The following is a 10782-nucleotide window of genomic DNA, read 5'->3' as shown; positions in this document are numbered from 1 at the left end:
TTGTGCCTTGTGAAGCCACTTGTACGGTCTGATGCGAGGTGCGCCTCGTGCATGCGCTGGAGTTTGGTGAGTCGTCCGCCCGGGCTGTGCTGCGTCTCCCTCAGCCCGGAAGTAGCTGATTGCTCATGGCGCGGCACGGGCGCCGGCCGGGCTGGAGCGGGGCGGAGACAGGAGCGCAGGCCCGGCCGGGGGCCGGGCCGCGCGCGGTGAGCGGAGCGAGCCGCCTTGAACCAAGTAGAGAAAGTTGTATCGCGCTGGGAGCACGACGGTTAGCTGGCCAGAGGTTGGTCACGGCGGGCCTCACCGGACTCCCGTGACCGTCACTTCGGCTCTGCGCCGTTCGCCACAAGTCGGGTTGTGAACCCGGCTTCGCGTAGGCGCTCATACGCTGCGGCCACGTCGTCAGGTACGTGCTGCTGGATCATGAATCCCTGCTGCGGATAGATCATGAGCCGCTGCTGAGCGCCCGCCAACATGTCGATGACCAGGCGTGCGTCTCCGATCGAGTCCACGTAATCAGCCAGGGTCATGGATGTGGACGCGCTGACCCACCTGACCTCGGGCCACAGTTTGCGAGCGGTCGCGTAGGCCCGTCGTTCCTCATACGGCTTGCTGACCAGCAGGACAGACGACACGGCGACCCGGCGCTCTTCGAGCAGTGCGCGAGAGAAGCGGATGTTCTCTCCGGTGTTCCGGGCCCGCGGCTCAACGAGGATGGCATCAGCCGGCACCCCTAGTTCCATCGCCCGCTCGCGGTAGTGCTCAGCCTCGCCACGTGGCATGCGGTCGCGTGTGGTGCGACTGGTGGCCCCGGTGAAGACGATCAGCGGCATCATGCCCCGGTGGTAGAGATCAGCGGTTGTGTCCGCGACTCCGAGGTCATGACTGCCGAGCCCGATCGCAACAGAGCATGGGCGCGGGTCATGGCCCATCTGCTGAAAGTCCCAGAGTCGCTGAGCGTCAGCCCATGCTTGTGCTGAGATCACTTGCTCTCGTCCTCCGCTTCCGCCGAGTCAGGGACCTTGAAGTCATACGTCCAGGCGAAGCGCGTCGCTGCGTGAACGCCGATCGCGAACTCCACCACAGTGCCGTCGGCCGTGTACGTCGTACGGTGCAGCTCTACTACCCATTCCCCAGGTGCGAGCTGGAGGAGCTGGACTTCGTCCGCCGTGGGGATACGCGCGAACAGCGTCTCCTGCATGTGGTCGATCTCGTATCCGGCGTCGTACAGGACACGGAAGCCGCCGCCCCTCCCGGCGGGCCCCGGCGTCGGGTCGACGATGCGCGTCCCTTCCACGTGCTCGGGACGGTAGTAGCTCGTCAGGGTGTGCGTCGGCTGTGAACCCTCCTTGACCACGCGGGCACGTGCATAGACCTCCGCACCTTCCGGCAGGCCGTGTGCCTGAGCGACGGCGGCCGGCGCCGCCACACGGCTGACGGTCTGAGTCTGTTCGTTGCGCTTGTAGGTGCGCCCGGACGCGACACGGTCCGCGATGAACGCCACTTCATCGCCATCCCGCCACTTGGCCTTGTCATATCGCGCGATGCCGAGCCGCTTGAGCGGCGCCCGCTCACGGACAACTGTGCCGTGTCCACGCGATGACGTGACTAGCCCTTCGGCTTCCAACGCCTTGTATGCCGCATGGACCGTGGACTTGGAGCCTTCGCCCGCTTCCACCAGGTCCCTGATTTGCGGCAACTGGGCACCAGGCGCGTACTTGCCGTCCTTGATCTGTGCGGCCAGTCGGTCCGCCAGCTCCCGCCATTTGGGCGCCATGCAGCACTCCTCTCGACATCAACCAGTGAAACACAGTCCCAGGACTGTTGACAGTCCCGGGACTGTGCGCCATTGTCTTACCGAACAGCCCGCAGTCCTAGGACAGCGGCACGGAAATGCCTATTGGCTGCTCCGAGGCTGTGTCGGTTCGGGATAGCTCGTGCACGTGGGGCCCCGAGCTGGTCGTTCCTTGAGAACTGAACAGTGGAAGAGGATCTACCGCCTGTCCTCAGGACAAGAAGGCGGTCAGCGTGGCCGAGGCCCGCGCATTCATCGACTGTTCCGCAGCTCAGACGCTGCGGCCGGTTGCCTCCGCTGCTCGTCTCGCACGAGCAGCGCTGAGGGGAGCCGGATGTTCCGACTTCAGCGGCAAGCGCCCCCGGTGCGCGAACACCGGGGGCGCGGTTCGGGCCGTTCCTGTCTGAGAGGAACAAGACCCAATGAAGAACATCGTCACTGTTCAGGACGCTGTTACCGCATTCGCCGACTGGCGCGAGCCGACGGCTGCGGAGCTGGACGCGATCGACCGGGAGCTCCCGCTGATCCTGGCGGAGGTCGACCTGCTCGACGCGCAGATCGTCACCTTGGACCGCACCCGCACGGAGCTGGACGCCCGGCGCACCCGCCGGGCGCTGGCCCGGGTCCTGGCGGAGCGGGCGGCGCTGGCGAACCACGCCGCCACGGTGAGCCTGCCGGGCGGTGCGGCATGAACGGCCGCCTGTACCTCGCGCTGATCCTCTGCGTGGTCGCCTTCGAAGCCTGGGCGAAGTTCGTCGCGCATGACTGGCGGCTCACCGTCCTGGCCTGCCTCCTCGGCCTGGGCGTCATCGCGGTCCGATACGCCACCGGGCCGAGGGCGGACGCCGAGTGCCTGCCCGACTGCCCCAAGTGCGCCGAGTCCGAGTCGCTTGAGAGGGATCGATGAGCACCAACAAGCGCAACGCGTCGGCCGCTCCGGCGGTCGCGATGACGGCTGTGTCCATGGTCCTGACCCTGGCCGTGGTCGTGATGTGGCTTGGCGACTCGATGCCTTGGGGTGTCGCCCTGGTCGTCGGCCTGGGCCTGGACGGCGGTTGGCTGGCCACCCTCGCCTACGAGCGGCGCCTCGCGGCGCAGGGGGACCACAACCGGGCGGTCACCGCCGTCGGCTGGGTCTTCGGGGCGGTCGCGAGCGGTGTCCTAGTCGCCCACGCGCTCACCGCCGACAGCGGGGCCGGTGCATGGCTCGCGGTCTCCTGGCTGCCGCTGGGAGCTAAGGCCCTGTGGCTGGTCCATGGGCTGTGGGAGCAGACCGCGCTGACCCCCGGCGCGCTGGAGTCGATCCGCTCGATTCAGCAGCAGGCGAGGGACGCGGCGGCGCTGGAGCGGGCCCGGCTGCGCGCCGAAGCTGGAACGGAACAGACCCGGCTGACGGCAGTCACAGCGGCCGGGGCCCGCGTCGCCCGGGTCCGTGCCACGACCGCGACCAAGCTCGCCAAGGCATGGTCGACGCTCGAAGGCACCCAGCAGGGCGAGGGCGCCGCCCGGGCCCTGGCGGGCACGACCGCCGGATGGGCACTGCCCGCCTGGACCACCCCGCCCACCCCCGCCGCCGCCATCACGGGCAGCGGCACGGATGCGGAGGAATCGACCCAGACCGATAGGTTTCGGTCGACCGCTGACCAGGGCGAATCGACTCCGGTCACGGTCACCCTGACCCGGCTCGCGGTGCCCGATCCCATCCCGGCCGACGCGGGAAAGTCGGCCCTGCCGCTCAAGCCCGTGCCCGCCCTCGCACCCGTCGAGTCGACCCCGGCCCCGGTCGGGTCGACTGTGGCGCGGTCGGTGGCGGCTGAGTCGACCCGACCGGCCCGAGCGACGTACCGGGTCCCGGACGCCGCCAAGACGCCCCGGACCCGCCGCAGCCCGGAACAGCTCATGACCGAGGCCCGCACCCTGACGGCCGACTGGCCCGACGAGAAGGTGACCGCTGAGGGCATCCGCCGCGAGCTGCACACCTCCCCGGTCAACGCCCGCAAGCTGCGTGACGCCCTGCTCGCCGAGCGGGCCGCGTGATGGGGGCGCTGCCGGTGTTCCGGTGGCGCCTGGCCCCGGACGGCTACGCCACCCGCCGCCAGCTCCGCGCACGCGGCTTGCGGCCGGGTGGTCAGGAAGTGGCGGCGCAGCTCGAACGGCCGCGCCGCCGCCGGCCCCCGCTCATCGCCTACCTGTACCGGGTCGACCTGGCCAAGCCCGTCCGGCCGATGACGCCCGCCCGATGGGCGGCGCTGGCCCGTGCGAATGCTGCGCGCCGTATCTGCCCCGCCTGCCGTCGTGATGCGGGCTACGTCATCCCCACCGCGCTCGGCATGTGCACCCCCTGCGCATTCCCCGAACTCTCCCAAGCCGTGAGGAGTGCCTGACATGGGCAAGCCTGACACCCGCCGCCTGGACCGCGAGATCCAGCAGACGAATCGCAAGCTCGAAGCGGTCCGCAACCGCGAGCTGTGGCCGCTGGACGGCCGCGAACGCCGCGCCGTGCTCGGGGCGCTCGCGTCCGGCTCCTACCGGATCACCCGAGGCAACAGCACCGCCCGCGCCGAACGGAAGCTCGACACCGCCTGGCAGTCGGCGGAAACCAGGTTGGTCGCGGAGATCGCCGCGCTGCAGACGGAACGGCAGCGGATCGTGAACGAGGCCGCTACCGCCCGGGCCGCGAAGAAGTCGTCGGCGTGGTGGTGACCATGGCCGTCCCCCAGACGCCCCCGGGCGAGTGCCCGCAGTGCTGGCAGCACGCCCACGACTCCCGCAACGCCCACCGCCACCTGAAGCCGCGTGAGGACTGCCCGCAGTGCGTCGACCACATGCGCAACGGCTGCCCCTACCTCGTGACGAAGAAGGAATCCCGCTGGTGGTGACCTGCCCGGCCGGGCCCGACGGGCCCGGCCCCCTCGCCGCACCCTCCCCTTCCGCTTCGCCCCGCATCGGGGCAGACAGGAGTCTGCCGTTATGAGCGGCAACGTCGTTCACCTGCACAAAGAAGAGCCCGAGCCCGAGCCGCTTGCCGACGAAGCGGCCGTGACCACGCTGACCGTGGTCCCCGACCCGCCGGCCCCCCGGCCGGTCCCGCTGTGGCTGCGCTCCGGACGCGCCATCAAGACCGCAGCCACCCACGAGACGACCCGCACCACCGCTCGGGGCATCGCCCGGCACTCCCTGTACGTCGTCGGCGGCGCGCGGATCGTGGGCCGTCGGGCGTGGGACGGCCGCACCGCCGCCCGCTACGAACGGATGTTGCGCGCGGCGGAAGCCGCGGGGAACTTCGAGGCGGCGGCCGAGTGGGAGGAGCGCGGCCAGCGCTTCCGTGACGCTCGCCACCGCCGCCGCATGGACCTGCTCCACTCGCCCCTGGACGCGGCCAAGGGCGCCGCCGTGAGCACCGGGATGGGCATCGGCGGCCTGGTCCTGCTCGGTATCGCGATGGCCGTAGCGACCAAGGACGCGTCGGATGTGGTCACGCCGCTGATGGCCGTGGTGAAGTTCATCAACCTGCTGATCACGATCGTGCAGGTGGTGTGGGGCCCGCTGATCTCGATCGGCCCGTTCCTCGCCCTGCTCGCCCTGTGGGCCGTCGGCAGCAAGCAGCAGGCCGCACCCCAGTGGGCGCTTCCCGCCCACGTCCGCAGCGGTGAGGGTGAGCCGATCACCCCGTCGATCGTGGTCAAGGCCCTGCGCGACCTTGGCATCGCTCCGCTGAAGAACGCCATCAAGGAGATGGGCGACGCGGGCGCGTCGATGCTGTCGCCGATCACCATCGCCGGATGCGGCGTGGAAGTCGACGTGACGCTGCCCTCCGGGGTGTCCACGAACGAGGTGCAGAAGCGGCGCCGCAAGCTCGCCGAGAACCTGTCCCGGCACGAACACGAAGTGTTCATCACCATCCCCACCGCCGCCCGCACGGTGCGGCTGTGGGTGGCCGACTCCGGCGCGCTCGATGAGCCGATCGGCCCGTCCCCGCTGGTCACCGACGACACGATGACCGCCGACTACGCCAAGGGCCGCGCGCCGTGGGGGCAGGACCTGCGCGGCGACGCCGCGACCTTGAGCCTGTATCAGCGGCACCTGCTCATCACCGGTCTGTCCAACCAGGGCAAGACCGCCGCGCTGCGGGCGCTCGCGCTGTGGCTGGCGCTGGACCGGTCGGTGGAGTTCTGGATGGGTGACCTCAAGGGCGCCGGCGACTGGGCCATGTTCGACGGGATCGCCACCCGCCTCATCCAGGGACCGACAGACGAACACGTCATCCAGGTCACCGAGATGGCCGAGGACGCCGTTGCGGAGATGAACCGCCGCCTCCAGGCCCCGCCCGGCACCGAGTTCCCGCTGCTGGTCGTCATCGTGGACGAAGCACAGGTCGCGTTCATGTGCCCCGCCAAGGGCGAGGACAAGCGCCCCTACGGCGGCTCCAGCGCCACCTCCCGCTACTTCATGGCCGCTCGCAAAATCCACAACCAGGGCCGTGCGGTCAACGTCCTGCTGTGGCATGGCACCCAGGACCCCACCGACCAGAACCTGCCCAAGCTGGTCCGCGAGGGCGCTCACACCCGCGCCTCCCTCGCCCTGGGCACCGAGTCCCAAGCCCGCATGGCGCTGGGCGACAAGGCCGTCGACGGCGGCGCCGCACCCAACCTGCTGCGGCCCGGCCTGGACAAGGGAACCCTGGTCATCGCCTCCGACGGCATCACCATCCCCAAGGGACAGTCGTCCATCACGGTCCGCACGCACTACATCAGCACCGACGACGCCAAGGTGATCGCCGAGCGGGCCAAGGCCCTGCGGGACGGCGTGACCACCCTGCACGTCATCGAGCGGGGCGAGGAACGTGACCCGCTCGCCGACATCGCCGCCGCGATCGGCGACGCCCCCCGGCTGCGCACCCAGGACGTCATCAAGCGACTGTCCGCGCTCGCCCCGGACGCCTACGGCGACTGGTCACCCGGCGACCTCACCCGCGTCCTGGACGGCACCGGCGCCGAGCCGTACAAGTCCGACGGCCGCATGGTCGTCGGCCGCGACCAGCTCGCCCGCGCCCTCGCCAACCGCGACACCGACGGTTCCGCTTCCGCCTCGGAATGACAGGGAGCCGACCCCGCCCAAGCCAGGGAGGCAGGGAGAACTCCCTCACCGCCTCCCTGACCCGCCTCCCTAGCCCTGACCAGCGCAAATGATCGCTCAGGGAGACAGGGAGGCACCCCAGCTCAGAGGCCTGAAACCCCCTCCACAGCGCCCCCGGCAGGGGGTGTCTCCGCCTCCCTCACCGCGCACCGGAAGGGATTCCGCATGTACCCCGAGACCACCCCCGGACCGCTCTCGTCGGGCATCCGGATGAGCGATGACGTGGCCGCCGCCGAAGCCGCCCGGATCCTCGCCGACGCCTACAAGCCCGCGCCCCAGACGCCCACGTCGTACCGCGACGACAGCCCACTGCCCGCCTACGGCGACACGCCCCCGGTCGCGCAGCAGGGCACGCCTCCGATGTCTCAGCGGGCCACCGACACCGGCCGGCTCATGCTCACCGCCGGACTGTCCACCGTCCCGCCCGGACTCATCGCCATCGGTGTCCTAGTCGCCTCCCGACACGCCGACCCGACCGTCATCAGCTTGATCTGCGCCGCCCCGGCCGCCCTCGCCGTGCCGATCCTCGCCCTGGCCCGCCTGTTCACCCGCGTCGCCGAGGCCGCCCCCGACGAGCACCACCACCACTACAACGGCCCGGTCCGGCAGGAAAACACCACCACCCACACGCGCGGCCTGATCGCCCGCACGCACAACGACCTGCAGCACTGACCCGAAGGGACCCCGCCCATGTTCGACGTCCGCATCACCTGCGACCCCGCCGACGAACCCGAAATCGTGCAGGCGCTTACCGCCGCGTTCGACTGCGCCCCCATCACCCGCCATCCCGCCCGCCACGGATACCGCGTCCGCCTCTACACCAAGGCCTTCCACCCCACCCCCGCACCGACCAGCGTCACGGACTGGCCCAACGCGGCCCAGGCCTATGCCTCCGCGCCCGACGCGGGCCGCGAACTCAAGTGGCTGGAGGCCGCCGAGGAGCGGGGGCGGGAGTGGTGGCTGCGCCGCGCCGCCCTCACCGACCGCATGGCCGCCGGCCGCACTCCCGGCCACACCGCCAGCACCAGCGAGGCCTTCGACCTCGCCTGTCGGCTGATGGCCGTCGACGGCACGGACGTGGGCTGCAACCCCCGCGCCTACGTCCGCCAGCAGTACGCCCGCTGGGCCAACAGCCACTAGCTACGCCAAGGGCGGCCCCCACCGTCTCGCCAAAGCCGCGGGGCCGCCCTTGTCACCCAGCACCACTCCTAGGAACTGGAGATATCCAGCATGACGCAACCGACCGACGTTCGGGGAGAGCACGTGCGTGCCGCTCTCTGCCTGGCAGCCTCCGGCGTGCCGGTGCTGCCGTTACGGGCCGGGAAGGTGCCGTTCGGGAACTGCCGCCGCTGTGCGGAGAACGCGTGCGGCGGCCGGCCGAACATGAAGACCCCCGGCCCCTGTGCCTGCCCGCAGCCCTGCCACGGATGGGCCGCCGCCACCACCGACACCCACACCATCAACTCGCCCACGTGGGCACGGGCATGGCGCGAGGCGGCGGCGGTGGCCTACCACCCCGGCGGGGCCGGGCTGACGGTCGTGGACCTGGACAACGCGGCCGCCGTCGCCTGGGCCCATGAGACGCTGCCCGCCACCCGCACCGTGGCCAGCACGCGCGGAGAGCACTGGATCTACCAGGGCGCCATGCGGTCGGTGAACGCGGTCCGGCCGGGCGTGGACATCAAGTCCACGATGGCCTACGCCCGCTGGCTTCGCCCCGGCACCGGCACCATGGCCGCGCTGCCCGACGCCGTGCGCGCGCTGGCCGTGAAGGATCCGACCACGCCCCGGCCAAGGCCGCAGGCCGTCCACGTGCCCGCACCAGCCGGGGGCGGGGAATGTCCTCACCGAACGCCCGCCTATCTGCACCGTGGCATCGCGATGGCGGAGCAGCGCATCACTGAGGCCCGCAGCGCGATCCACGCCACGGTCTACCGGACGTTCCTCGCCGTGCTGTCCACGCACGGCCGGTGCGGCTGCCTCACCGACACCCACATCGCCCGCCTGTTCACCGCCGCCCAAGGCAAGGGCGAGACGGCCCGGCACTGCATTGACGCATGGGCCAACGCACGCACCACGTTGGGACTGTGACCGTGGCCGACGACGAGAAGAACCCCGCCCGCGAAGTCATCACCGACTACGCCCAATCACACTTCCGCTACTTCCGCACCGTCGACGGCACTGTCTACGCGCAGAAGAAAGGCCACCCCGTGGCCCGCCCGATCCGCTCGCAGGGCACCACGGGAAGCCACCGCCAGGAACTCATGGTCGGCCTCTTCCGCGATGGGCTCGGCGTGTTCAACGGCACCGCCCTCAAGGAGGCACTGGACTTGATCGAAGCCCTCGCACTGTCCGAGGACGTGCAACCCGTCCACATCCGCGTCGCCCCCGGATTCGACGGCGCGACGTGGCTGGACCTCGGGCGCAGCGACGGGCAGTCCGTCCGCATCCACCCCACCGGCTGGGACATCGCCGTTCCCGACCCGCGCGAGGTGTGCTGGCGGCGCACCCAGCTCACCGGGGAACTGCCCCTGCCCGCCAAGGACACCGACGGCAAGGGCATCGACCTGCTGATGCGGCTGTGCAACTTCGCCACCGCGGAAACAGAGTGCCTGGCCATCGCCTGGCTCATCGGCTGCCTCGCACCGTCCGTGCCGGTCCCCGCCCCGTTCCTCACCGGGCCTCAGGGCGCGGGCAAGTCCACCGGCGGCCGGATGCTCGTGCGGATCATCGAGGGCATGACCGGCGACCTGCGCCGCGCCCCCAGGGATGAGGAGAACCTGATCGCGGCGGTGGCGGCCGGATGGGTCACCGCCCTGGACAACCTCTCCCACATGACCCCGGAGCTGTCCGACGCGATGTGTTGCATCGTCACCGGAGCCGAGAACGTCAAGCGCGCTCTGTTCACCGACGGTGACGTCTTCCGCGTCGGCTACCGCCGGCCCCTGCTCCTGACCGGGATCGACGTGGGAGTCATCCGGCCCGACCTCGCCGAACGGCTCCTGCCGCTGCGCCTGGAGAGGCCGAAAGTGCGGCGCACCGAGGCGGAGCTGTGGGCGGAGTACGCGGAAGCGCTGCCTGTGGTCCTCGGCTCGCTCCTGGACCTCACCGTCAAGGTCCGCGCGGTCGAGGCGGAGACCCCCACCGATCTACGGATGGCGGACTTCGCCCACCTGTGCGCGCAGCTCGACGCAGCGACCGGCCTCGGAGCTCTCACCGCCTACCGGGCCAGCCTGGACGACCTCAACGACGACGTCATCGAGGGCGACCTGCTGGCGCAGACCGTCCTCAGACACGCCGCAGAACTCGAACCGGGCGGCCAGCAGCGGATGACCTCCACCGAGTGGCTGCACTGCCTCAGCCGCCTCTACAGCGGCGAGGACTTCCGAGCCCTGCCCAAAGGCTGGCCCACCACCGGCAAAGTCCTCTCAGACCGCCTCAAGCGCCTCCAGCCCACTCTTGCGGCCCGAGGCGTCATCATCGACTCGGGCCGCACCAAAGAGGGCCGCTACATCGAGATGACCCGCTCACCCGCCCCGCCCGCGCAGGAACAGCAGGCCTTCTGACCGGCACCGCCGCTGACCGCAACAGCAAGAGGAGCACCGGGCGGGGGCGTGCTCCTCTTGCTGTTCGGCGGAACGCCGCCCAGTAGTCGCGCCGCGCAGCGGCTCCTTCGTCACGTCCTGAGCCGCACCGCACCACCACAGATACGGCCCCTTTTTTTCCTAAGTAGGAAATCCTGCGTCACCTGCGTCACCCGTGCCCCGGAAACGGTGGGTGACCTGCACAGACGAGGGTGACGCAGACGGCCTCTGCCTGCGTCATCCTGCGTCACCTGCGTCACCGATGAC

At 70.5% G+C, this 10782-nt stretch carries 13 protein-coding genes; 11 read left to right on the top strand and 2 right to left on the bottom strand.

What is annotated here, in order from left to right; genetic code table 11:
- Window positions 1-320: 320 nt before the first annotated feature.
- Window positions 321-986, bottom strand: a complete 666-nt coding sequence (locus tag ACZ6B1_RS09015; protein ID WP_468776366.1) for a YdcF family protein — start codon at window positions 984-986, stop codon at window positions 321-323.
- Window positions 983-1777 (bottom strand): GntR family transcriptional regulator, encoded by a 795-nt coding sequence (locus ACZ6B1_RS09010; protein ID WP_389536344.1) that lies wholly within the window; start codon window positions 1775-1777, stop codon window positions 983-985. The genes ACZ6B1_RS09015 and ACZ6B1_RS09010 overlap by 4 nt, the downstream gene beginning before the upstream one ends.
- 440 nt (window positions 1778-2217) lie before the next feature.
- Here ACZ6B1_RS09010 and ACZ6B1_RS09005 point away from each other — a divergent pair, with 440 nt between their 5' ends.
- From ACZ6B1_RS09005 to ACZ6B1_RS08955, 11 genes are all read left to right on the top strand, one after another.
- Window positions 2218-2487, top strand: a complete 270-nt coding sequence (locus ACZ6B1_RS09005; RefSeq protein WP_468776364.1) for a DUF6284 family protein — start codon at window positions 2218-2220, stop codon at window positions 2485-2487.
- Window positions 2484-2702 (top strand): hypothetical protein, encoded by a 219-nt coding sequence (locus ACZ6B1_RS09000; protein WP_468776362.1) that lies wholly within the window; start codon window positions 2484-2486, stop codon window positions 2700-2702. The genes ACZ6B1_RS09005 and ACZ6B1_RS09000 overlap by 4 nt, the downstream gene beginning before the upstream one ends.
- Window positions 2699-3832 (top strand): hypothetical protein, encoded by a 1134-nt coding sequence (locus ACZ6B1_RS08995; RefSeq protein ID WP_468776361.1) that lies wholly within the window; start codon window positions 2699-2701, stop codon window positions 3830-3832. Before ACZ6B1_RS09000 ends, ACZ6B1_RS08995 begins: the two co-directional genes overlap by 4 nt.
- Complete coding sequence (locus ACZ6B1_RS08990; RefSeq protein ID WP_468777450.1) at window positions 3832-4179, top strand: RRQRL motif-containing zinc-binding protein; 348 nt, start codon at window positions 3832-3834, stop codon at window positions 4177-4179. Before ACZ6B1_RS08995 ends, ACZ6B1_RS08990 begins: the two co-directional genes overlap by 1 nt.
- Before the next feature lies 1 nt (window position 4180).
- The gene (locus ACZ6B1_RS08985) at window positions 4181-4498 is read left to right on the top strand and encodes a hypothetical protein (RefSeq protein WP_468776359.1); all 318 of its coding nucleotides are present in this window, start codon (window positions 4181-4183) and stop codon (window positions 4496-4498) included.
- A gap of 2 nt (window positions 4499-4500) precedes the next feature.
- Window positions 4501-4674 (top strand): pRL2-8, encoded by a 174-nt coding sequence (locus tag ACZ6B1_RS08980; RefSeq protein ID WP_468776357.1) that lies wholly within the window; start codon window positions 4501-4503, stop codon window positions 4672-4674.
- Window positions 4675-4765: 91 nt separating this feature from the next.
- On the top strand, window positions 4766-6892 hold the full coding sequence (locus ACZ6B1_RS08975; RefSeq protein WP_468776356.1) for an ATP-binding protein: 2127 nt from the start codon (window positions 4766-4768) through the stop codon (window positions 6890-6892).
- 204 nt (window positions 6893-7096) lie between these two features.
- On the top strand, window positions 7097-7603 hold the full coding sequence (locus ACZ6B1_RS08970) for a hypothetical protein (protein WP_468776355.1): 507 nt from the start codon (window positions 7097-7099) through the stop codon (window positions 7601-7603).
- An 18-nt stretch (window positions 7604-7621) separates the two neighbouring features.
- Window positions 7622-8071, top strand: coding sequence for a BUD32 family EKC/KEOPS complex subunit (locus tag ACZ6B1_RS08965; protein WP_468776354.1), 450 nt, complete (start codon window positions 7622-7624; stop codon window positions 8069-8071).
- Window positions 8072-8161: 90 nt separating this feature from the next.
- Window positions 8162-9022 (top strand): bifunctional DNA primase/polymerase, encoded by an 861-nt coding sequence (locus tag ACZ6B1_RS08960; RefSeq protein ID WP_468776352.1) that lies wholly within the window; start codon window positions 8162-8164, stop codon window positions 9020-9022.
- 2 nt (window positions 9023-9024) lie between these two features.
- Window positions 9025-10497, top strand: coding sequence for an ATP-binding protein (locus tag ACZ6B1_RS08955; RefSeq protein WP_468777447.1), 1473 nt, complete (start codon window positions 9025-9027; stop codon window positions 10495-10497).
- The last annotated feature ends 285 nt before the right edge of the window (window positions 10498-10782 follow it).

This window comes from Streptomyces sp. NPDC041129 (genome assembly GCF_055592265.1).
This window is presented reverse-complemented; position numbering and strand designations above follow the sequence as displayed.

Coding starts and splice junctions, on each gene's coding strand:
- ACZ6B1_RS09010 (WP_389536344.1), bottom strand. CDS start 1,777: ATGGCGCCCAAATGGCGGGAGCTGGCGGACCGACTGGCCGCACAGATC.
- ACZ6B1_RS09005 (WP_468776364.1), top strand. CDS start 2,218: ATGAAGAACATCGTCACTGTTCAGGACGCTGTTACCGCATTCGCCGAC.
- ACZ6B1_RS09000 (WP_468776362.1), top strand. CDS start 2,484: ATGAACGGCCGCCTGTACCTCGCGCTGATCCTCTGCGTGGTCGCCTTC.
- ACZ6B1_RS08995 (WP_468776361.1), top strand. CDS start 2,699: ATGAGCACCAACAAGCGCAACGCGTCGGCCGCTCCGGCGGTCGCGATG.
- ACZ6B1_RS08990 (WP_468777450.1), top strand. CDS start 3,832: ATGGGGGCGCTGCCGGTGTTCCGGTGGCGCCTGGCCCCGGACGGCTAC.
- ACZ6B1_RS08985 (WP_468776359.1), top strand. CDS start 4,181: ATGGGCAAGCCTGACACCCGCCGCCTGGACCGCGAGATCCAGCAGACG.
- ACZ6B1_RS08980 (WP_468776357.1), top strand. CDS start 4,501: ATGGCCGTCCCCCAGACGCCCCCGGGCGAGTGCCCGCAGTGCTGGCAG.
- ACZ6B1_RS08975 (WP_468776356.1), top strand. CDS start 4,766: ATGAGCGGCAACGTCGTTCACCTGCACAAAGAAGAGCCCGAGCCCGAG.
- ACZ6B1_RS08970 (WP_468776355.1), top strand. CDS start 7,097: ATGTACCCCGAGACCACCCCCGGACCGCTCTCGTCGGGCATCCGGATG.
- ACZ6B1_RS08965 (WP_468776354.1), top strand. CDS start 7,622: ATGTTCGACGTCCGCATCACCTGCGACCCCGCCGACGAACCCGAAATC.
- ACZ6B1_RS08960 (WP_468776352.1), top strand. CDS start 8,162: ATGACGCAACCGACCGACGTTCGGGGAGAGCACGTGCGTGCCGCTCTC.